This window comes from Actinomycetes bacterium, from assembly GCA_024222295.1.
Lineage (GTDB): Bacteria > Actinomycetota > Acidimicrobiia > Acidimicrobiales > Microtrichaceae > JAAEPF01.
In genome coordinates this window covers 482,673-502,391 of record JAAEPF010000017.1, presented here as the reverse complement: position 1 = coordinate 502,391, position 19,719 = coordinate 482,673, and the positions used below count along the sequence as shown (strand labels likewise).

17 protein-coding genes are annotated in these 19,719 nt (G+C 68.2%); 9 read left to right on the top strand and 8 right to left on the bottom strand.

Annotated features, from left to right (window positions below; translation table 11 throughout):
- Positions 1-20: 20 nt before the first annotated feature.
- The gene (locus GY812_05150) at positions 21-623 is read right to left on the bottom strand and encodes a TetR family transcriptional regulator (protein ID MCP4434876.1); all 603 of its coding nucleotides are present in this window, start codon (positions 621-623) and stop codon (positions 21-23) included.
- Between the two features lie 90 nt (positions 624-713).
- Positions 714-1,922 carry an LLM class flavin-dependent oxidoreductase gene (locus GY812_05145; protein MCP4434875.1) on the bottom strand — a complete coding sequence of 403 codons (1,209 nt, stop codon included), beginning with the start codon at positions 1,920-1,922 and terminating at the stop codon, positions 714-716.
- 178 nt (positions 1,923-2,100) lie between these two features.
- Between GY812_05145 and GY812_05140 the strand changes: the two genes are divergently transcribed.
- The 5 genes from GY812_05140 to GY812_05120 all read left to right on the top strand — a co-directional run bounded on the left by GY812_05140 (position 2,101) and on the right by GY812_05120 (position 7,055).
- Positions 2,101-3,759, top strand: coding sequence for an amidohydrolase family protein (locus GY812_05140; protein MCP4434874.1), 1,659 nt, complete (start codon positions 2,101-2,103; stop codon positions 3,757-3,759).
- A gap of 65 nt (positions 3,760-3,824) precedes the next feature.
- The gene (locus tag GY812_05135) at positions 3,825-4,319 is read left to right on the top strand and encodes a hypothetical protein (protein MCP4434873.1); all 495 of its coding nucleotides are present in this window, start codon (positions 3,825-3,827) and stop codon (positions 4,317-4,319) included.
- A 52-nt stretch (positions 4,320-4,371) separates the two neighbouring features.
- Positions 4,372-5,424, top strand: coding sequence for an alpha/beta hydrolase (locus tag GY812_05130; protein MCP4434872.1), 1,053 nt, complete (start codon positions 4,372-4,374; stop codon positions 5,422-5,424).
- A 209-nt stretch (positions 5,425-5,633) separates the two neighbouring features.
- On the top strand, positions 5,634-5,975 hold the full coding sequence (locus GY812_05125; protein MCP4434871.1) for a hypothetical protein: 342 nt from the start codon (positions 5,634-5,636) through the stop codon (positions 5,973-5,975).
- A 66-nt stretch (positions 5,976-6,041) separates the two neighbouring features.
- Positions 6,042-7,055 carry an ATP-dependent DNA ligase gene (locus GY812_05120; protein MCP4434870.1) on the top strand — a complete coding sequence of 338 codons (1,014 nt, stop codon included), beginning with the start codon at positions 6,042-6,044 and terminating at the stop codon, positions 7,053-7,055.
- Positions 7,056-7,094: 39 nt separating this feature from the next.
- Here GY812_05120 and GY812_05115 read toward each other — a convergent pair whose 3' ends face one another.
- The 3 genes from GY812_05115 to GY812_05105 all read right to left on the bottom strand — a co-directional run bounded on the left by GY812_05115 (position 7,095) and on the right by GY812_05105 (position 11,979).
- The gene (locus GY812_05115; GenBank protein MCP4434869.1) at positions 7,095-9,314 is read right to left on the bottom strand and encodes a hypothetical protein; all 2,220 of its coding nucleotides are present in this window, start codon (positions 9,312-9,314) and stop codon (positions 7,095-7,097) included.
- A 44-nt stretch (positions 9,315-9,358) separates the two neighbouring features.
- Positions 9,359-10,594 (bottom strand): acyl-CoA dehydrogenase, encoded by a 1,236-nt coding sequence (locus GY812_05110; protein ID MCP4434868.1) that lies wholly within the window; start codon positions 10,592-10,594, stop codon positions 9,359-9,361.
- Between the two features lie 62 nt (positions 10,595-10,656).
- Complete coding sequence (locus GY812_05105; GenBank protein MCP4434867.1) at positions 10,657-11,979, bottom strand: hypothetical protein; 1,323 nt, start codon at positions 11,977-11,979, stop codon at positions 10,657-10,659.
- 208 nt (positions 11,980-12,187) lie between these two features.
- On the opposite strand from GY812_05105, the gene GY812_05100 reads away from it, so the two are divergent.
- Positions 12,188-13,000: a TIGR03084 family protein gene (locus tag GY812_05100; protein MCP4434866.1), complete on the top strand. Its 813-nt coding sequence runs from the start codon at positions 12,188-12,190 to the stop codon at positions 12,998-13,000.
- Positions 13,001-13,018: 18 nt separating this feature from the next.
- Here the strand turns inward: GY812_05100 and GY812_05095 are convergent, their stop codons facing one another.
- Both GY812_05095 and GY812_05090 read right to left on the bottom strand, forming a co-directional pair.
- Complete coding sequence (locus GY812_05095; protein MCP4434865.1) at positions 13,019-14,470, bottom strand: NAD(P)/FAD-dependent oxidoreductase; 1,452 nt, start codon at positions 14,468-14,470, stop codon at positions 13,019-13,021.
- A 37-nt stretch (positions 14,471-14,507) separates the two neighbouring features.
- Positions 14,508-15,344: an LLM class F420-dependent oxidoreductase gene (locus GY812_05090; GenBank protein MCP4434864.1), complete on the bottom strand. Its 837-nt coding sequence runs from the start codon at positions 15,342-15,344 to the stop codon at positions 14,508-14,510.
- Between the two features lie 129 nt (positions 15,345-15,473).
- On the opposite strand from GY812_05090, the gene GY812_05085 reads away from it, so the two are divergent.
- The 3 genes from GY812_05085 to GY812_05075 all read left to right on the top strand — a co-directional run bounded on the left by GY812_05085 (position 15,474) and on the right by GY812_05075 (position 18,716).
- Entirely contained in the window at positions 15,474-16,169 is a 696-nt protein-coding gene (locus tag GY812_05085) for a zinc-dependent peptidase (GenBank protein MCP4434863.1), read from the top strand.
- A gap of 91 nt (positions 16,170-16,260) precedes the next feature.
- Complete coding sequence (locus GY812_05080; GenBank protein ID MCP4434862.1) at positions 16,261-17,502, top strand: beta-lactamase family protein; 1,242 nt, start codon at positions 16,261-16,263, stop codon at positions 17,500-17,502.
- Positions 17,503-17,789: 287 nt separating this feature from the next.
- Positions 17,790-18,716: a LysR family transcriptional regulator gene (locus GY812_05075; protein MCP4434861.1), complete on the top strand. Its 927-nt coding sequence runs from the start codon at positions 17,790-17,792 to the stop codon at positions 18,714-18,716.
- Between the two features lie 9 nt (positions 18,717-18,725).
- Here the strand turns inward: GY812_05075 and GY812_05070 are convergent, their stop codons facing one another.
- Complete coding sequence (locus tag GY812_05070; protein ID MCP4434860.1) at positions 18,726-19,715, bottom strand: SDR family NAD(P)-dependent oxidoreductase; 990 nt, start codon at positions 19,713-19,715, stop codon at positions 18,726-18,728.
- Positions 19,716-19,719 lie beyond the last annotated feature (4 nt).

Genomic DNA, 19,719 nt, shown 5'->3' with positions numbered 1-19,719 from the left:
CAACGCGGGTACGCCCCGTTTCAGACCTCCAGGACCGCGGTGCACATCTCCACGAGGTTGTCGACGAAATCCGCATGGGCCAGCAGTGGATTCCCGTCGTCATCGAGCACCCGGGCCCGCTCGGCCGCCGAGGCGGTCATCAGCATGATCATTGCCACGAGCCGTTCCCGGCGGATCGCGTCCGGGCCGGTCGGCCGCCGTTCCAGCTCATCGAGGATCTCCGACAGGTGCCGGCTGGTGGCTTCGTCGGACTCGACCCTCCAGGCGGCGAATCGCCCCCGCAGCTGGGCCACTATCTGCAGGTAGGCGCGGGCTCCCTCCGACTCGAGCATCGCCGCATAGGGAACGACGAGGCAGCGCACGAGGTCTGCGGTCGCGGCACCGTCGCCCAGTTCTGAGCGCAGGCGGCCGCGCTCCGTGTCCACGGGTCCGCCCCGGCGCGCCAGGAGTTCCAGCAGCAGGCCCTCGCGGGAGCCGAAGTGATAGCTGACGGCGGACGCATTGCGCTGGCCCGACGCTTCGACGATCTGCCTGGTGGCCGTGCCCTGCACACCGGAGCGGGCGAACAGCAGCTCGGCTTCCTCGATGAGGCGTTCGCGGGTTTCGGCACTACGCGGTGCCATGGGCACCTCCACAACGCCATCCGGAGGCCACAGCGTCCGCGACCCATCGGGAACGCGGACGCCGGCTCTCGGTGATGGGGTGTTCGTCGCTCAGTACGGAAGGGGCTTGATGGCGTTGGTCGGGATGACCTCTGGAAGGTCGAACTCCGGCAGCTCGCTTGCGAACTCGGGATGCTTGCGCTTCGCGGTCGCACGCATCTTGGCCGTGCGGTGCTCCGGGTCCTTGTCGTACTCGGGGATCACGTGCTTGCCGAACAGCTCGATCATCTCGAGCACCTCTTCGTGCTCGAAGCCCTCATTGGGGATGCCGAACACGAGCTGGTCGGTGCCGACCTCCTGGTACTTGGCGATCTGTTCCAGAACCTGCTCAGGGGTGCCGCACATGAGGTAACCCTCTTCGATCGCCCAGTCGAGCTCCGCTTCGTTCTGGAGACCCATCGGCCGCCCGGGCCAGGTGACGGCGCCGGGCATCTTGGGCATGGTCGAGTGGTACAAGGTGACCATCGAGTTGAGGTAGCCCCTGCCGGCGGACAGGGCGATCTCGCGGGCCCGCTGCCCGTCGGACAGGCACACGACGGCGTTGGTCATCATCACGTTGTCGTTGATGAATTCGCCGAGCGGCTCGGTGCAGTTGGCGATGCCCTCCTTGTAGGCGTCGAGGCGGCCCTTCAGGTTCATCACGGGCTCGAAGTTGAACGCAATGGCCCCGATGCCGAGTTCTCCGGCCTTGGTGAATGTGCCGGGGTTGCCACAGCCCACCCACATCGGGGGATGGCCGACTCCGTAGGGCTTTGGCAGGAGGTTGTGCGGCCCGGGCACGCGGAAGAACTGCCCCTCGAACTCGTAGTCGCGCTGTTCCCACATCCGCACGATCTCCGGAGCAACCTCGTCCCACATCTCCTTGGTTTCGGAGGTGTGGAGGTCGAAGGTCTGCATCTCGTGCTCGCCGGCACCCCTGCCGGTGCCGAATTCGAAGCGGCCGTTGGTGACGTGGTCGAGCATCGCGACCCGTTCGGCGTTGCGGGTGGGCTGGTTGACCGGGGGCGAGAGGTTCATGATCGCCGAGCCCAGGTGGATCTGCGCGGTCTGGGCCGCCACGTAAGGGATGACCACCTCGGGAGCGGACATGTGCGAGTACTCCGTGAGCGCGTGGTGCTCGCCGAACCAGGCGTACTTCCAGTTGTACGAGTCGGCGTGCACTGCGTACTGGAGCTCGCGGGTCAGCATCTCGTGCTCCGAGGCTCTGTCGTGAGCCGCCGGACCGGGAAGGTAGCCGTTGAGGAAGAGACCGAATTCCATGGATGAACTCCTGATCGCTTGGGTAGAACAGGTTCTAATGTAGTCCATTAGAACCTGCAACTCCACCCCTCGACACGAGGCACCAAGTTCGCGGGCAGACGTGCGCCAGCGGCGCGAGACTGACCGCCGGAACGCCTGCTGACGACGGGGCAGGGGATCCATCAAGGGGGTGCGAAAGATGGTGGCAGACACAGTCCTCGAGGGAGGCACCGTCATCGACGGAACCGGCGCACCGGCACGCAGGGCCGACGTTGCCATCACCGACGGGGTGATCACCGAGATCGGATCGAACCTCACCGGCCACCGCCACCTGGACGCATCGGGGCAGGTCGTGGCGCCCGGGTTCATCGACGTACACACCCACTACGACGCGCAGGTCTTCTGGGACCCCCACCTGACTCCGTCGAGCCACCACGGAGTCACCACGGTCATCGCGGGCAACTGCGGATTCTCTATTGCACCCAACCGCGCGGAGCAGGTGGACCTGCTCGCCCGCACGCTGCATCACGTGGAGGACATGTCCGTCGACACGCTCGCCGCCGGTGTGCCCTGGCACGAGTTCGAGACATTTCCCCAGTACCTCGACGCGGTGCGACGGCGTGGCACGACACTCAACTACGGCTGCTACATCGGCCACACCGCGCTTCGGATCTGGGCCATGGGCGACGAGGCCTACGAGCGCGAGCCGACCGAGGCGGAACTGAGGGCGATGACCTCCGCAGTGGCCGAAGCACTTGACGCGGGTGCGATCGGGTTCGCCACCAGCCACGCCCCCACCCACAACGGCCAGGGCGGACGCCCAGTGCCGAGTCGGCGCGCCCCACTCGGGGAGGTGCTGGCCCTCGCCGCGCCGCTGCGCGAGGCCGACCGTGGCGTCGTGGCCCTACTGCCCGGCGAAGGCGTGACCCACGACGATGTCTTCACCGTGTGGCACGAGATTCGACGGCCCATCACCTGGACCGCCCTGCTCACCATCAAGGGATTCCCGTGGCACGAGGACGTGATCGCAACACATGACGAGAAGCGCCTGGCCGGTGCACAGGTGTGGCCCCAGGTCTCGTGCCGACCCCTCGTGTTCCAGATGACGATGCAAGACCCGTTCACCTTCAACATGCGCGAGGAGTTCCGCAAGCTGATGGACCGCCCAATCGATGAGCGGATCGCGGCCTACCGTGACCCGGCGTGGCGCGAAGTCGCCTGGGCGGAGCTCTCCGGCCCGGGCGCCCTGCCCATGAACTGGGACGCGCTCTCGGTAGCCGAGAGCGACACACACGCTGACCTCACCGGACGCGGGGTGGCCGACATCGCAGCAGAGCGGGGCGGAACGATGCTGGACGCCATGTGCGACATAGCCCTCGACGACGGGTTGCGCACCAGGTTCAACTCGGTGCTGGCCAACAACGATCCAGACGCAATCGCGTGGCTGCTACCCCGCGACGGCGTCTTGTTGGGCCTCGCCGACTCGGGCGCACACGTGAGTCAGCTCTGTGATGCCTGCTTCGCGACCGACCTGCTCGGCAACTGGGTGCGCGAACAGGACGTCATGCCGCTCGAGCGAGCCGTGCACAAGCTCACCGGTGAGCCGGCAGAGGTCTTCGGGTTGACCGGGCGAGGCCGACTCGAAGTGGGGGCTGCAGCCGACGTGGCCGTGTTCGATCCGGACACCGTGGCACCCGGGCCGCTCCGCAGGGTGACCGACTTCCCTGCCGACGGCGAGCGGCTCACCGCCGACGACCCGGTGGGCATGCACCACGTCCTGGTCGGCGGAATCTCCGTACGCGAGGACGGCAAGGACATGTTCGACCAACTCGAACAGCTCCCCGGCACGGTGCTATGAGCCGTCTGGGCGAACCGACGCACGGGTTGCAGCCCACGCCCCCACGACCCCGGTAGCGTTGGCCCATGGCACGCCGTGCTCTCATCTCGCTCATCGCCCTCACCGCTCTGTGTGCGGTCCCGCTGGCCTGCGGTGACGACGACGGAACCGACGACGTCACGACGGACAGCCAGGCGGTCCAGCAGGAGACCGATTCCACCGAGCCAGGCGGCGAGGGCGAGTCCGGCGGGGACGCGGGCAGCGATGGCTCCTTCCAGCTCACCACGATGGAGTTCCGCCTCACCACCGCAGATGATTCAGTGACCGTGCAGGGCACGGCCAGCGAGTGCGCCGACCCCGGCGAGACCACACTGACGACCGAGTTCTCCGACGGGACCAACACCGTCCTCGTCTCCGCAACCGATGGAACCGGCACTGTGACCATCCCCGGGGTGTTCGAGGGCATGGTCGAGGACATGTCGGTCGGTGACACCGGGATTGTGTCCATCATCGGCCGGGGCTCGATCGCGGACGACTCCGCAACGCCGACCACGTTCGAAGTGATCGGGATCTGCCCCTGACCGGAGTGCCGGCGGGAGACGCCGGTCCCTGCGGGATGCCAAGCTGTGCGCCATGGGGATCACCTACAAGTGGAATCCGATCATCTCGATGGCACGCCGGTCGGCAGGCGTCCCGGATTGGCTCGTACAGCGGCTCGCCGGCGATCCGGTCGAAGTCGACGGACGGGTCCTCAACCGCAGTGTCCAGCTTTTGATCGAGCTGGGCGAGCGCTCCGGGCAGAACGCACTGGAGGGTCAGGACGTGCAGGAGCGGCGCGCCAACATGAGCAGGGTGGCGAGGATCGGCATGCCCGTGGCAACCGACGTGCACGTCTACGAGCGGCTCATGGACGGACCGGAGTCACAGATCCGGCTCCGCATCTTCCGACCCCACGGGTCCGGGCCGACACCGCCGGCGATCGTGTTCTTCCACGGCGGAGGCTGGGTGGTCGGCGATCTCGACACCCACGACGCGTCGTGTCGGGTTCTCGCGTGTGCCAGCGAGTGCGCGGTGATCTCGGTGGACTACCGACTGGCGCCGGAGCACCCGTTCCCCACCCCGGTCGAGGACTGCCTCGCCGCCTATGAGTGGGTCGTCGCCCACGGTGCGGAACTGTCCATCGATCCCGGTGCGATCGGCGTCATGGGAGACAGCGCCGGGGGCAACCTCGCGGCGGTTGTAGCGCTGCTGGCGCGTGACACCGAGACCCCTGCACCGGTCGCCCAGGGCCTGGTCTACCCGGCCACCGACTTCACCACGGACACCCGGTCGGTGGAGCTGTTCGGCGAAGGGTTCTTCCTCACCGAGGAATCGCGCACCTGGTTCCGGGACCACTACGTGCACGACCCCGCCCAGTACTCCGACCCGAAGGCCTCCCCGCTCGTGGCCGAAGACGTTTCCGGTGCTGCTCCCGCCCTGGTGTGGACTGCCGGCTTCGACCCACTCAGGGACGAGGGCTGTGCGTACGCCGAGAAGCTGGAGAAGGCCGGGGTGCCCACGCATTACCGCTGCTACGACGACCTGATCCACGGCTTCTTCGGCATGGGGACACTGCCGGGCATCCTGCAGATCATCGAGGACATGTCAGCCCAGATGGGTGAGCTCGTGCGGTCTGGCGCCCGCTAAACCGAGCACACTCCCGGCCACGGGCGGTCGAGTCGACCTGTTTCGGTTCACGGCCTTCAGTTCCGCACGATGCGGCCGATGGGTATGGCATCGAGAGACGCACTCCCCTGTGGCTGAGCCACCACTACCCCAACGAGTACGACCGATGCATCAAGGTCGGTCGCACGCACCTGTGCCGGCGTTGCGCGGTCTTCTATCCCGCATGCTTCATGGCGATGGGACTGGCCCTGGCTGGTGTGCGCTGGCCGGAATCGCTGGACGCCTGGCTGCTCTGGCTGCTGCCGGTGCCGGTCGTGGTCGAGTGGTGGGTCGAACACCTCGATCTCGCCAGGTACTCGGCGTGGCGCAACGTCGCCTTCTCACTGCTGTGCGCGCCCGCTGTGGGAGTGGGTCTCGCCCGCTACATGCGCGACCCCGGCGACGGCCTCTTCTGGTGGGTCGTGGGCGTCTACGCGCTGGTCTGCCTCGCGCCGGTCGTGATCGGCCACCGGCGTCGCAGCGCGGCGAACCGGGCACCGCGATCCCCCAAGGCGGCGGGTCCGGCAAGCTGATGACCCGCGGGGCGCGGAGTCCGCGTGCCGGGTCCGGTCCGCACCCGCGGTACTAGCGTCCACGCGATGGGCTCGCCCAAGGAAGAGGTCGAAGTGGCGGCGGCTGGCCGCGACGTGCGCGTGAGCAGTCCCGACAAGGTCTTCTTCAGGCGCTTGGGCGCCACCAAGCTCGACCTGGTCGAGTACTACCTGTCTGTCGAAGACGCTGTGATGGACGCCATGGGCGGCAGGCCCGTGCTGATGGAGCGTTACCCCGACGGAGCGGGTGGCAAGTCGTTCTTCCAGAAGCGGGTGCCCAAGTCGCGTCCCGACTGGCTGGCGACGTCGATCGTCTCCACCCCCAACGGCACCACCTCCGAGGTGCTGGTGATCGAAGACATCGCCCATGTGTTGTGGGCGGTGAACCTGGGATGCCTCGGCTTCCACGTGTGGCCGAACCGGGCTGCCGACCCTCTGCATGCCGACGAACTCCGCCTCGACCTCGACCCCATGCCCGGAGTCACCTTTGACGATGTGCGCATCGCCGCGGCGATGGTGCGCGACCTGCTGGCGCAAAAGGGCGTTCGTTCGTGGGTGAAGACCTCGGGCAGCAAGGGACTGCATGTGTACGTGCCGCTCGAGCCCCGCTGGGATTCCTTCGCCGTGCGCTCGGCGGCCGTCGCGCTCGCGCGCGAGCTTGCCCGGCGTCACCCGTCGGAAATCACCGATGCCTGGTGGAAGGAAGAGCGCGGTGAGCGGGTGTTCATCGACTTCAACCAGAACGCCCCACACAAGACGGTGTTCGGGGCATGGTCGGCGAGGCCACGGGTGGGTGGCCAGGTCTCAACGCCGATCGAATGGGACGAACTCGACACGGTGGACGCGAATTCGCTCACGATCGACACCGTGCCCGCCCGGGTGGCAGCGACCGGGGATCCTTGGGCCGACCGCTGGGAGAACGCGCAGTCGCTCGAACCGCTGCTGGAGATGCATGAGGCCGACATGGCCGCCGGCCTCAAGGACGCGCCGTGGCCACCGGTCTACCCGAAGATGCCCGACGAACCCCCGAGGGTGGCCCCGAGCCGCGCCAAGAAGGACTGACGCCCCGCACGAGGAGCGAAAGGACCGAGGTCGCGGGGGTCAGTCGAAGCTGTGCCAGGGGGAGCCGAGCGGGACCTGGCCGGCGCCCGGCTGGGTCCAGTCACAGACGCCTTCCGGGAACAGGGCCTCGAGGCGCGCGACCTGCTCGGTGGTCAGCTCCACTTCGTAGGTGCCGCTGGCGACTGCGTCGGCCACCGGCACGAGGGCGCACTTGGCGATGTTGTTCACCAATGGCGCACCGGCCACGGTGCGGGGTGTGCCGCCGAGCGGGTAGTCGTCACGGCAGGGGCCTTCCTCTTCGTAGATGTCCGGCCCCGAGTCGACCACGTTGCCCTCGACGTCGAAGCAGGTGTTGACGGCCTCTTCGGGACGGGTCGAAGCAAGCCTCTCCGCCATCGGGGCAGCGGAGTCGTCGGCCTTCAGCGCGGTGGCCCACTCATCGAGCAGGCGGGTCACCGAAGCCCCGGTGTCGAGCGCGCCGGCGAGCCGGTCGGTGAGCTCACCATCGGGTGTCGTGGGGCGCGTCCACATCACGTAGTTCGGAGCCTGGGCACCGTCTTCATCCGCCAGTCGCTCGTTCATCGTGAACATGCGGATGCGGTCGTGGATGTCACCTTCGGGATCGGTGTACACGTTGGTCGTGAGGATCGGGATGTCCGCGAGCGGCCCGTCGCCGGTCGTTACGCGGCCGGTCTCGTAGAGCACCCGGAGGGTGTCCGGGTTGGCGACCATGCGCTCCGGGATCGGGTTGGCGTCGAGGTCGAATCCTCCGATCAGCTCGTTGACCGCCACGAACTCCTCGAAGGAGAGCACGCCCTCATTGAAGGCCTGCAGGCCGTACTGGAGCCCGGTGTTGTCAACCGGTCGCTCGCGCAAGCCGGTTGCCTCGTCGATCGGGAACACCTGCGGGTAGCCGTCCTGGAAGGTGCAGCGCAGGCCCTCGGGGTTGGTCTCCGCGTCATACTGCTGGTCCTCCGGGACCGTCGGCAGGCCCTCTTCGAGGCCCGGCAGCGAGGTCACGAACGAGCCGGCGGTGTCGCCGAAGCCACAGCGTGACGGGTCGATGATCGGCACGAACGTCTCCTGCCAGAACGTGCAGGTGAGCCCCGAGATGTGGCCGTTGATGGCCTGGCGCTGTTCGGCGCTGAGCGCAGCTCCTGCTTCGGTGCCGTAGAACTGGTTGAGCAGGGCGCAGTCGACCACGCCGGGCGAGATCGTGACGGCGTCGGGGAACGGGAGCGACGGGGCGATCGCGTCGAGGATCCCGGGGTAGTTCTGGGCGACCAGATACTGCTGGATCGCGCCGCCGGAGCCACCCTCGCCGATGGTCACCTCGGGCACGCCGTAGTTCTTGGCGAAGTACTCCTTGGTCATCATCGCGGCCTCGGCCGACACGATGTCCTGGCACTGCACCTGGAAGGTGTTGAGGGTGTTGGTGGCGAAGGCGTAGCCATCCGCGAGCAGGCTCAGTGAAGGGGCCCCGAAGAAGTTGAAGCCCTGGGAGTAGGTGGTGCCGCAACCCCCACCGAAGCGATAGACGAGACGGCCGTTCCAGTGGTCCTCGTCCCATGTGTCGCCCGTTCCGGCATCGGCTGCGGAGCCGTTGGCGAGCGTCGTGATGGGGTAGACACCGCCGTCGGGGACACCGGGCTCGACCCGCAGCACCGCGGGACGCTCCTCGCCGTCGACCTCGACGGTCTCGGCGCCCTCGGGCACGTCGGCCGGGTCATCGATGTACTTGAGGTCCTCGGTGGCGTCCACGTACGCGAAGCGCACGGTGGGCTCGGCGTCGCACTCAGGAGGCGTGGACTCGCCGAGGCCGTAGCGGTCCGTGGTGCAGGTCACCACCGGTACCCGCTCGCCGGCGAACACCGGCCCCGAGATGGGGTGGTTAGTGACCTCCACCTCGCCGGTCTCTCCGTCGGCCGAGACCTCTATGATTGCCGTGCCCTCGGGGAGTCCCTCCACGAGGCCACGGGAGACGCCATCGCCCGACTCGAACTCGACGTCGGACTCCTCGCCGTCCACGCTCACCGAGTCCACCGATTCGGCAGCCACCTCTATGACCGTGCTGCCTCCCGTCACCATGTCGGGACGCGACGACACCGTCGTGACCAGCTCGGCGCCGGAGGAAACGTCGCCGCCGGAATCCCCGGATCCACCGCCGTCGGCGGCGGCCGAACCCGTATCCGAGCAACTCGCCGCGAGCACCGCACCGACCGCGAGCAGAACGACTGAACCCCAACCCCTGCTGAACATGGCCGAAAAGCTAGTTCCCGCCGGGCCGGGGACCCCAACGGGACTCAGATGGGCAGGTCACCCGTCGCGGCACGGGTGGAGCCGTGGTCCTTCCAGGCTGCGATGGTGCGCTGGGCGATGCGCATCTGGTGGATCTCATCAGCGCCATCGGCGAAACGTGCCCAGCGGGCGTGCTGGTACATGTGCGCCAGCGGCGTATCCGTGGAGTAGCCGAGCGCACCGTGCACCTGGATCGAGCGATCGATCACGCGGTTCAGCATGTTTGCCACGAAGTGCTTGGCCATCGACACCTCGGACTTGAAGTCCTCGCCATTGTCGATCTTGTAGGCCGCGTGCAGGACCATCAGCTTCGCCTGGTACAGCTCCATCGCCGAGTCGGCAATCATCCACTGCACGCCCTGCTTCTCGGCGAGGATCGAACCGTGGCTGAACCGGTCGAGCGAGCGCTCCACCATCATGTCCAGCGCGGTCTCGGCCTGGGCGATCCATCGCATGCAGTGCGCCAGGCGTGCCGGGCCCAGACGGTACTGGCCCAGCAGGTGACCCTGGCCCCGTCCGCCGAGCATCGCCGACTCGTGAACGCGCAGGTCCTCGATGACGATTTCCGAGTGCCCGGTGGAGCCGTGCATGGTCTCGATCTGGCGGACCTCGTTCCAGCCGTCGCTCGGGATGTCGACGATGAAGGCCGAGTTGGCCGCCTGCGGCTTGTCGGGATCTTCCTCGGTGCGGGCGACGAGGATCGCGAAGCTGGCGCGGTGGGCATTGGAGATGAACCACTTGTGGCCGTTGATCACCCATTCCTCACCGTCCTGGTACCCGTTGGTGCGGATGAGCGTGGGGTCCGAACCGGCGACCTCCGGCTCCGTCATCGCGAAACAGGACCACGTCGTACCCTCGCAGAGCGCCTTGAGGTACTTGTCCTTCTGCTCGTCGGTGCCCCAGTGCAGCAGTGTGTGCATGTTGCCTTCGTCGGGCGCCTGGCAGTTGAACACCCACGGGCCGTAGTAGGACTTCGCCGCCTCGGCCTGCACCATTGCCAACTCGACGTGGCCGAGGCCCATGCCGCCCCACTCCTCGGGCATGTGGGGCAGCCAGATCCCCGCCGCATGGGCCTTCTGGCGCAGTGCGATGAGCTCGCCGATGTAGGCGTCGCGATCGTTCTCCTCGAGATGGCCGTCGTTGATCCGCTTCTCGGCGGGGACGATCTCATCCTCCACGAATGTGCGGATCCTCCCCCGGAACTCTTCGAGTTCGGGCGACAGGCTGAAGTCGATGCTCACGGTTTCCCCCCGTTCGGTCTGGGTGGGAAACCTACATGCGTGGCAGCGCGTGGCGCACCCGGTCAGCTCGCGACAGCGACTTCGGCCACGTCATCGCCGGTGTCAGGGACGTCCTTGCCGGCACCATCACGGCGCGTTGGTGACCCGCCGGTGCCGGCCCGCACGGATTCGACGCGCATGCCCACCCGTGCCTCCTCGGCTTCGGCGGCGGCCGCCGCGAGGTCACCTACGAGACCCCCGAGCGGGTGGTCCTCGAGTGCACCCAGGACGGCCTCCAGGGCGCCACGGAGCACTGCCACGTGCTCGGCAGGGATAGCCGCCTGATCGTCGGTCGCCATGAACCACCACCACACGAGGCCCTTGAGCACCTCGTCGGTCGGAGGCCTGCTCGTCAGTCCCCGTCTGATTGCGGTGCGGTCGTCGAGGGTCACCCAGTTGCGCCCGCCGTCGCCGCACGACAGCAGGGCCGCGACCTTGCCGGGGCGGCCGCGCAGGCGTACCTCGGGCGTGAGGTCGCTGAGGCTGGGCGGCGCCTCCGCGGCGGCGACCCATCCGGTGACCCGCTTGCGTTCTGCGCCGCCCGACACCACATAGGCAGCGAACAAGACGCCGGCCAGCGTGCGGTCCATGCCTGGCTCACCCAGCTCCACAAGCGAGCCGCCGGGTAGTTCGACCCGCGCCGCGAACACCGTCGATGGACCGTCGGCCTCGACCGCCGAGATGGCTGCGGGCTGCGCTGAAGGGACGGGTTCGGCCTCGTCGCCCCGGGGCTCACCAGACACCGCGGAGTCCCCGGGCATGGCATCCAGCGATTCGAGCGATGTCACCAGAGTGTCCTCGAAGAACACCTCGGCACCCGTCACAGCCGGAACCGGAACGCTGAGCTCAGATGCCCCCGGCTCGAACTGCTCCGCAGGTGCCATCCGGTGGGCCACGGCAGAGCGAATAGCCGTCCGGGCCCGCGGATCGAACGACTCGGTTCGGGCGACTGCCGGCAGCACCACGACCGGCACTTCCTGCGTGGGTGGCCCGTGCACATCGACCTGGTCCTCACCTGCGTCAACGACCGCCGCTGCAGCCGCGACTTCGTCGATCGAGACAGCGGCCACTGGCTCCGGACCGGCAGGACCGGGCCGCAGAAGCACCATCGGGCCCGGCGTGAGCCGGCGCGCCAGCTCGCGGTCATACCGGGCGCGCAGTTCAGCGGGCTCGATGTCCTCGGACTCCTCTGGGCGCTCCTCGACCCGGCGGGGCATCGACAGCCTGGTAGCCCTCCGACGAGGTGCCGGCGTGTGGGTCTCGAGCAGGGCCGTGGCGAGCACCATGAGCACCATCGACCCCACGACACCGAGGATCACCTGCGGATAGGAGAGCGCGGCACTCACGATCGAAACCATCAGCATGCCTGTCGGGTCAGCGACGCGAGTGTTGAGGGATTGGCGAGAGGAAGAACCATGGCAACCAGTCAGAGTCTGGGCCCAGCGAGGAACATTGTTGCCCAATACGCGGCCAGACGCGGAGCGGCCGGCCGCGGACTACGGTTCGGCGGCCACGGGGTCCCCACGGGTGCGGACCCGCTTGGAGGCATGAAACGTGGACACAGCGGAGGTACTCCGGGACCTGGTCGAGGAGCAGGACGCCCCCGACGAGGTGGTGGGCGCGCTCCAGGACGCGCAGTGGAGTCTGTCGACCCCGAGCCCCGGATGGTCCGTAGCCCATCAGGTCGCCCACCTGACCTACTTCGACCGCACCGCCGCCCTCGCGATCAGCGACCCGCCGGCATTCATGACCTCGCGTGACGAACTGATCACGAAGGGCTTCGAGAACCCCGACTCAGTCGACGACCTCACGCTCGGCGCCTACCTCGCCATGTCCCCCGCCGAGCTGCTCGCCGAGTGGCGGGCGGGCCGAGCGGAACTGGCCGAGACGGCATCCCGCCTTGCTGATGGTGACCGCGTCGAGTGGTACGGACCGTCGATGTCGGCTCGCTCGTTCCTGACTGCACGGCTCATGGAGGTATGGGCTCACGGCCAGGACATCATCGACGCGGTGGTCCGCTCGGGTGGAACCGCTGACAGGCCGACCACGGACCGTCTGCGCCACATAGCGCACCTCGGTTTCGTCACGCGGGGCTGGTCGTATGCGGTCCGCGACGCGCAAGCTCCGGCCGGCGACGTTCGAGTCGAGCTGGTGGCACCATCGGGAGACCAGTGGTCATGGGGTCCGCCGGACGCCGAGGCCTCGGTGCGCGGCCCTGCGCAGGACTTCTGCCTCGTGGTCACCCAGCGACGCCATGTGGACGACACCCGCCTCGACGTGGCCGGCGAGGCTGCATCGGACTGGATGAGGGTGGCCCAGGCTTTCGCGGGCGGCGCCACCACAGGCCCGGCCGCGGGCGGCAACTGACCGCTTCCCCACCGGGATTCAGACACGAGGACGGCCGGAGCCGTGGTCAACGAGCACGCAACGGGCCGCATGCCAGCCACACATGCCGTGCACGCCGGCACCGGGTGGAGTCGAGGCCGAACAGAGGTAGAGCCCTGCCAGTGGTGTCCGCCAGGGGGCGACGACGGTGGGGCGCACCAGCATCCCGCGAAGGTCCGCTATCCCGCCGGTGATGTCGCCACCCGGGTAGTTGGTGTTGTGGCGCTGCATGTCGGTGGCGCTCATCACCCTGGTGGACAGGATTCGGTCGCGGAACCCGGGCGCGGCTTGCTCGACCACCGCTGCGACCGAGTCGGAAACGTCCAGCGTGGAGCCCACGGGGGTGTGTGTGTAGGCCCACACCACCTGTGCCCCGGACACCGCTGCCGAGCGGAGGCGCGTCGGGTCGAAGAGACTCTGCTGGGCCAGCAGTACGTAGGGCCGCTCCGGGTGCCGGCCTGCCCACACCCCTGACTCCGCGGCCGCTATCTGCTCGAGATTGCCACCGAGGTGCACGGTGCCTGCCCGCAGCAGGCGCTCGTCGGCCCATGGCACCTGGCCGTCGAGCAGCCAGTCCACCTTGCACACGCCGGGGCCCTGGCGGACCCTGCCCAGCGAGCGCTCGTAGCCGGCCGGTAGTGCGTGGCCGGCCAGTCGCGCGAACTCCATGACAGACGTGTCCAGCAACACCGCGTCGACATCGCCCAGTTCCGCGAGCGACTCGACCCGGTGCGCCGTGACCACCTCTCCGCCCTCGGCGTGCAGGACGGAAACGAGCGCGTCGGCGATCGCCTGCGACCCGCCTCGGGCGACCGGCCACCCGACCACATGGGCAAGCAACCCGAGCATGAGACCGACACCGCCCGAGGGGGCGCGGTCGAGGCGGAGCACGGAGTGCCCGGCCAGACCTGCCAGCAGTGCACGCGCCCGTTCACCTTCGAAGCGGCCGGCCAGCGCGCTCGCCGAGCGACTGGCCGCCAGTGCGAACCTCCCCGCCGCAGCCAGTGACCGCGGGGAGAACTCGAGGGCGGCCGGCGAGCGGGTCAGCACCGTGTCGACCAGTTGGCCGGCGCTGTCAGCGAGCGGGCCCATCAGGGTCTTCCAGGCAGCGGCGTCGGGACCGAGTCCGTCTGCTGTCGCCTGGATAGACCGTTCGAGCATCACGGCGCGACCGTCGGCCAGAGCGTGACCGAGGGGTGCCTCGGGGTGCACCCACGCCAGGCCGTGCTCCTCGAGCGGAAGCGACCGCATCACGGGTGAGGCAACTGCGAGCGGGTGCACGGCGGAGCACACGTCGCTGAGGGCACCGGGAGCGGTCAGTTCGGCCGAGCGGGTGCCTCCTCCCGGCGTGTCCGACGCCTCGTGGACGGTGACGCGCCAACCAGCGCGCGCGAGCGTGACTGCTGCCACGAGGCCGTTGGGCCCCGAGCCGACGACGACCGCCGACTTCATCTGTGGACACCGGTCGTCGGGCCAGTGCGCGGCCGGCTCACCGGAGGGCTTCTGCCAGCTTCTCGACCTCGGCGGCGTTGTGCACCGTCTCGGGCAGGTACAGCACGACGAGCTCGCAGCCGGCCTCCCCCAACCGGGCCGCGCCTTCGACCGTTGCGCCGATGCCGGCTTCCGGGTTGTGGATCAGCTGGGCCGTGATGGTGATCTCCGAGGGATCCCGGCCCACGTCCGCGCAGTGGCCGTGCAGGGTCTCCACACTGCGTGCCAGTGCCTCTGGCGATGTGAAAGGGGTGTTCCAGTAGTCCGCGTGACGGGCGACGGCACGCAGCGTGCGCTTCGGGCCGTCGCCTCCGATCCAGATGGGTGGCCACGGCTTCTGGATCGGCTTCGGTTCGCAGTTGGCGTCGGTGAGGCTGTAGTGATCGCCCTCGAAGTTGGCGACCTCGTCGCGCAACAGCCTGGTGATCACCTCGAGGCCCTCGTCGAAGCGGTCGAAACGTTCCTTGAGCGGAGGCAGGTCGATGCCGAGCGCGTTGGACTCCTCCTGGTTCCAGCCGGCGCCCAGACCCAGCTCGAGTCGACCGCCCGAGATCACGTCCACCGTTGCGGCCATGTTGGCCAGCACTGAGGGATGGCGGTAGGGCATGCCCGTCACCATGCAGCCAACACGGATGCGCCTGGTCGCCTGTGCCAGAGCAGCGAGGCTCGTCCAGCCCTCGAGGCAGGGCCCTGTGCGCGGCTGGGCGATGATCGGTTCGAAGTGATCGAAGTTCCACGCCGACTCGAACAGCTCGATGTCGTCGGCGGCCTGCCAGACCTCGAGCATCGCGTCGAACGTGGTCATCTGGGGGGCGGTCTTGATTGCGTAGCGCATGGGCCAGATCCTTTCAGACGTACACGTCGCCCGCCGCGGCCGGTCGGCACGGTAGAAAGTGGCATCGGACTCTCACGGTTCTTCCGTCGCAAGCCACCCCGGGAAGCCCTTCCCGAGGGTTGGCGCGAGGTGCTAGAGGACCGCATCCAGCACTGGCGCCACCTCGATGAGGCCGAACAGGAACTGCTTGCCGACTACGCCGGCATGCTGCTCTCGCGCAAGAACTGGGAGGCGGCGAAGGACTTCGAGCTGACCGACGAGATGACGCTGATGATCGCAGCGCAGGCCGCCCTTCTGATTCTCGGGCTCAGCTTCCAGCACTACCGCGAGGTGGGCGCGATCATCGTGCACCCGACCACGGTCGTGCTCAAGGGGCCGCGTGGCGCACCGGTCGCGGGGCTGATGACGGACGCACCGGTGCCGATACTCGGGCAGGCCGCCCACAAGGGGCCGATCATCATCGCCTGGGATGCGGTGAGGCGTGACGCCCGCCATCCGGAGAAGGGTCACAACGTGGTGTTCCACGAGTTCGCCCACAAGCTCGACATGCTCGACGACGTCGTCGACGGCACACCGCCGCTTCCGGCCGACCAGCGCGATCGCTGGGTGGAGGTGTGCACCGCGGAGTACGAGCACCTGCAGGCAGGGCGCGACAAGCTGCTGTCGAGCTACGCCGGGGTAAACGTCGGCGAGTTCTTCGCCGTGGCCACCGAGGTGTTCTTCGACCGGCCGGTGGAGATGCGTGCGCACAAGGCAGACCTCTACGAGGTTCTCTCCGCGTTCTACAACCAGGATCCGGCTTCCAGGGTCCAGATGCGCTCCTGAGGAGCGCTGCGATCCTGGCCGTTCGCGCATCGCCGGAGCCGTTTGCGCGCTATGCCAGCGAACCGCTCACAGAACGCGGCACAATGGATGGGTGGAAGGTTTCGTTCACAAGGATTTCTCGGCGGTCGGCGACGTCTTCAGGCGGCAGCTGAAGCGCACCAACGGCGGCGCGGCGGTGTGCATCTATCACCGCGGCAAACCAGTGGTCGACATCTGGGGTGGCAACCGCACCGATGACGACCCGTGGGAGCAGGACACGGTCGCCATGTGCTTCTCGACCACCAAGGGCGTGTCGTCCACGGCCCTGCACGTGCTGGCCGACCGAGGCGAGGTCGACTACGACGAGCCGGTAGCCACCTACTGGCCGGAGTTCGCCCAGGGGGGCAAGCAGGACGTGACCGTGCGCCACGTGATCACCCACTCCGCCGGCCTGCACCGCATCCGCAGCCTCGTGGACCACGGCTCGCGCATGCACGACTGGGACCACATGGTGGAGGCCCTTGCCGAGGCCGAGCCCGCCTACGAGCCCGGCACGCGCCACGGCTACCACGCGCTCACCTACGGCTGGTTGGTCGGCGAGATCGTGAGGCGGGTGTCCGGCGATGACATCGCGACGTTCGTCGACAAGGAACTGGCCCAGCCGCTCGAGCTGGACGGACTGTTCATCGGCCTTCCCCGATCCGAGCGGCACCGGGTGGCACCGCTGGCAACCATGGGCCTGCCGAGACCGACCAACGCCACGGTCAGGCAGATCGAGAAGCAGATCGGCACCGCGATGGGCAAGGTCGTCTCGGCCGTGCCGGGGCCGCTCAACACGCGGCGCCTGATCAACGCCCTCGCGCCGCGCAACGTGGAGGAGGCGCTCTACGGCCCCGATGCGATGGATTCGGCGATGCCGGCGGCCAACGGGTTCTTCACGGCCCGCTCACTGGGCCGCATGTACGGAATGCTCGCCGGCTGGGGAGAGATCGACGGCACCCGGATCCTGTCCGAGGAGACGGTCGGCACGATCAGCACGGTGCAGCGCCGTGGCCGCGATCACGTGCTCGTGCTGCCGATGGACTGGCGACTCGGCTACCACCGCGTCTACACCAGCCGCGGCGGCGTAGGACCTGCCTTCGGCCACTTCGGCTTCGGCGGGTCGGGTGGCTGGGCCGACCCCTCACGGGATCTGGCGCTCGGATTCGTGTGCAGCCGCGGAAGCGGCACGCCGATCGGCGACCTGCGGATCATGCAGTTGGGTGCCGCCGCCGTTGCAGCCGCCGACAAGACCTCGCGGACGCTTCGTTCCGACAGCCACTCCAACGGCGACCCCGAAGCACAACCGGCCTGACACCTCCCGCCTGGGGGCGCAGTCAGGCCGCCTGACTCGCGCCATCACAGGCGAGGCCGCTGCAGTCGGCCCGCCGACAGACCACGATGCCGTCACGGTGCACCCGTGCACCGCAGGATCCGACCCCTCGTGTGGCCATGGCTGACTGCTCGTACCGGGTGGCTCGGGGGCGGATTCGTGCAGGAGTGTTCGTAGCCATGTGGCCAGCATCACCCGAACTGGTACATCATGTACAGCGATGGTTTCTGCACATATTCATAAGCATTATTGATGTTAAGTGAACGCCGGTGAATGAGATGACCGACCTGCGGGGGCTCGAGCTCCGGCACCTGGTGGCGGCAACAACGGTCGCGCGCACGGGGACATTCGGAAGGGCCGCTGACCAGCTCGGCTACACCCAGTCAGCCATCAGCCAGCAGGTGTCCGCGCTCGAGAACGCACTCGGACAGCAACTCTTCGACCGGCCGGGCGGCCCACGGCCAGTGGTACCGACCGCAGCTGGTCGGCTCCTGGCCCGTCACACCGGAGCGGTCATCGACTCGCTCGGCGTGATGCTTGCAGAGCTCGACCAGGTCCGTGACGGAGAGCGAGGCAAGGTGCGGCTCGGTTCGTTCCAGTCAGTCTCGGTGCACCTTGCGCCACCGCTTCTCGCCCGGCTGCGCGACGAGCTGCCACTGGTGGAAGTCGAGCTGTTCGAAACCGATGATGAAATCGAACTGGAACACATGCTGCTGAGCGGGGAGCTCGACGCCACGTTCCTCGTGATGCAGGAGGAGGGCGACCCGTCGGGCATGCACCTGACCGAACTGCTGCGTGATCCGTACCTGGCCATCACACCGCAGGGGGAACACCGCGGGCCAGTGGCCGTGGAGGAGCTCGCCGATCGGCCCCTCATCGGCAATCCGGCCGGCGTCTGCGAACGAATGGTCGACAAGTCGCTTCGGGCCATGGGCACCACGACCACCTACGGATACCGCACGGCCGACAACGGTGCGGTGCATGCGATGGTGGCCAGCGGCCTGGGAGTGGCGGTCATGCCCCGCCTGTCCATAGATCCCGCACAACACGGCATCGAGGTGCACGAGCTCAGCCCCGAGCTGCCGCCGCGCCGGCTGGCGATCGCCCGCCGCTCCGGTGAGCCCGGTTCGCTCACAACGGCCGTGGTGCAGGCCGCGGTCCGCGTTGCCAACGGAATCGACCCGACGCGCAGCTGAGTGCGGACCTCAGGCGTCGAGGCCGACGACCCGCAACGACAGCTCCCACAACCGCGCTGCTTCTGCGGGGTCACAGGCCCACGACTGCACCCCACCCGATGCCCCGGGCGCGTCAGCCCGAGGGGCGACGTGGCAATCCTCCAGGTACGCGCCACCGTGGTCGTCGAGCTCGGCGGCAGTGGCGGCCCACACCGATGTGGCCGCCCCCTGTTCCACGGTCTTGAACTGGAATGCATCCAGCGCATTGCCGGATTCGTCACCGTCGACATCGTCGCCGCCTTCGGCGCGGGCACGGTCGGCCATCCACTGGATGTCCTCCGCAGTCAGGTGCCGCGACAGTTCGGTCATGATCACGCCCGGGTGCACAGAGAACGCATGCACCCCGTCGCCGGACATCCGGCGATCCAACTCGAGTGCGAACAGCGCGTTGGCGGTCTTGGACTGACCGTACGCAATGAAGTTGTGGTACTCGCCGCGCTCGAAGTCGGGGTCCTCCCAGATGATCGGCGACGTGCGGTGTCCAGCCGATGACAGCACCACGACCCGCGACGGCGCGGCGGCGCGGAGGTTGTCGCGCAACGACAAGGTGAACAGGAAGTGACCGAGGTGGTTGGTGCCTAACTGCAGCTCGTGGCCCTCCACGGTGCGACCCAGCGGGGGCGCCATCACGCCCGCGTTGAGGATCAGCAGGTCGATCGCGGGGTGTCGGCCGGCCAACTCGCCGGCCGCCGCCCGCACCGCGTCGAACGAGGCTAGGTCGAGCACGAGTGTCTCCACGGACCCGGCCACACCGGTGCTCTCGATGCGCTCCTGTGCAGCGGCCAGCTTCTCGGGGTTGCGAGAGGCCAGGACCACGGTCGCACCCTTCGAGGCCAGCGCCCGTGCGGTCTCCTCGCCGAGTCCGCCAGACGCCCCGGTGACAACGGCCACCTTGCCGGTGAGGTCCACGCCCTCGATGACCTCTTCGGTGGTTGTCTCTGCTCCGATGCTGGTGCTCATGTGC

Coding starts and splice junctions, on each gene's coding strand:
- GY812_05090 (MCP4434864.1), bottom strand. CDS start 15,344: ATGCGCTACGCAATCAAGACCGCCCCCCAGATGACCACGTTCGACGCG.
- GY812_05145 (MCP4434875.1), bottom strand. CDS start 1,922: ATGGAATTCGGTCTCTTCCTCAACGGCTACCTTCCCGGTCCGGCGGCT.
- GY812_05130 (MCP4434872.1), top strand. CDS start 4,372: ATGGGGATCACCTACAAGTGGAATCCGATCATCTCGATGGCACGCCGG.
- GY812_05095 (MCP4434865.1), bottom strand. CDS start 14,470: ATGAAGTCGGCGGTCGTCGTCGGCTCGGGGCCCAACGGCCTCGTGGCA.
- GY812_05135 (MCP4434873.1), top strand. CDS start 3,825: ATGGCACGCCGTGCTCTCATCTCGCTCATCGCCCTCACCGCTCTGTGT.
- GY812_05150 (MCP4434876.1), bottom strand. CDS start 623: ATGGCACCGCGTAGTGCCGAAACCCGCGAACGCCTCATCGAGGAAGCC.
- GY812_05070 (MCP4434860.1), bottom strand. CDS start 19,715: ATGAGCACCAGCATCGGAGCAGAGACAACCACCGAAGAGGTCATCGAG.
- GY812_05125 (MCP4434871.1), top strand. CDS start 5,634: ATGGCGATGGGACTGGCCCTGGCTGGTGTGCGCTGGCCGGAATCGCTG.
- GY812_05115 (MCP4434869.1), bottom strand. CDS start 9,314: ATGTTCAGCAGGGGTTGGGGTTCAGTCGTTCTGCTCGCGGTCGGTGCG.
- GY812_05120 (MCP4434870.1), top strand. CDS start 6,042: ATGGGCTCGCCCAAGGAAGAGGTCGAAGTGGCGGCGGCTGGCCGCGAC.
- GY812_05140 (MCP4434874.1), top strand. CDS start 2,101: ATGGTGGCAGACACAGTCCTCGAGGGAGGCACCGTCATCGACGGAACC.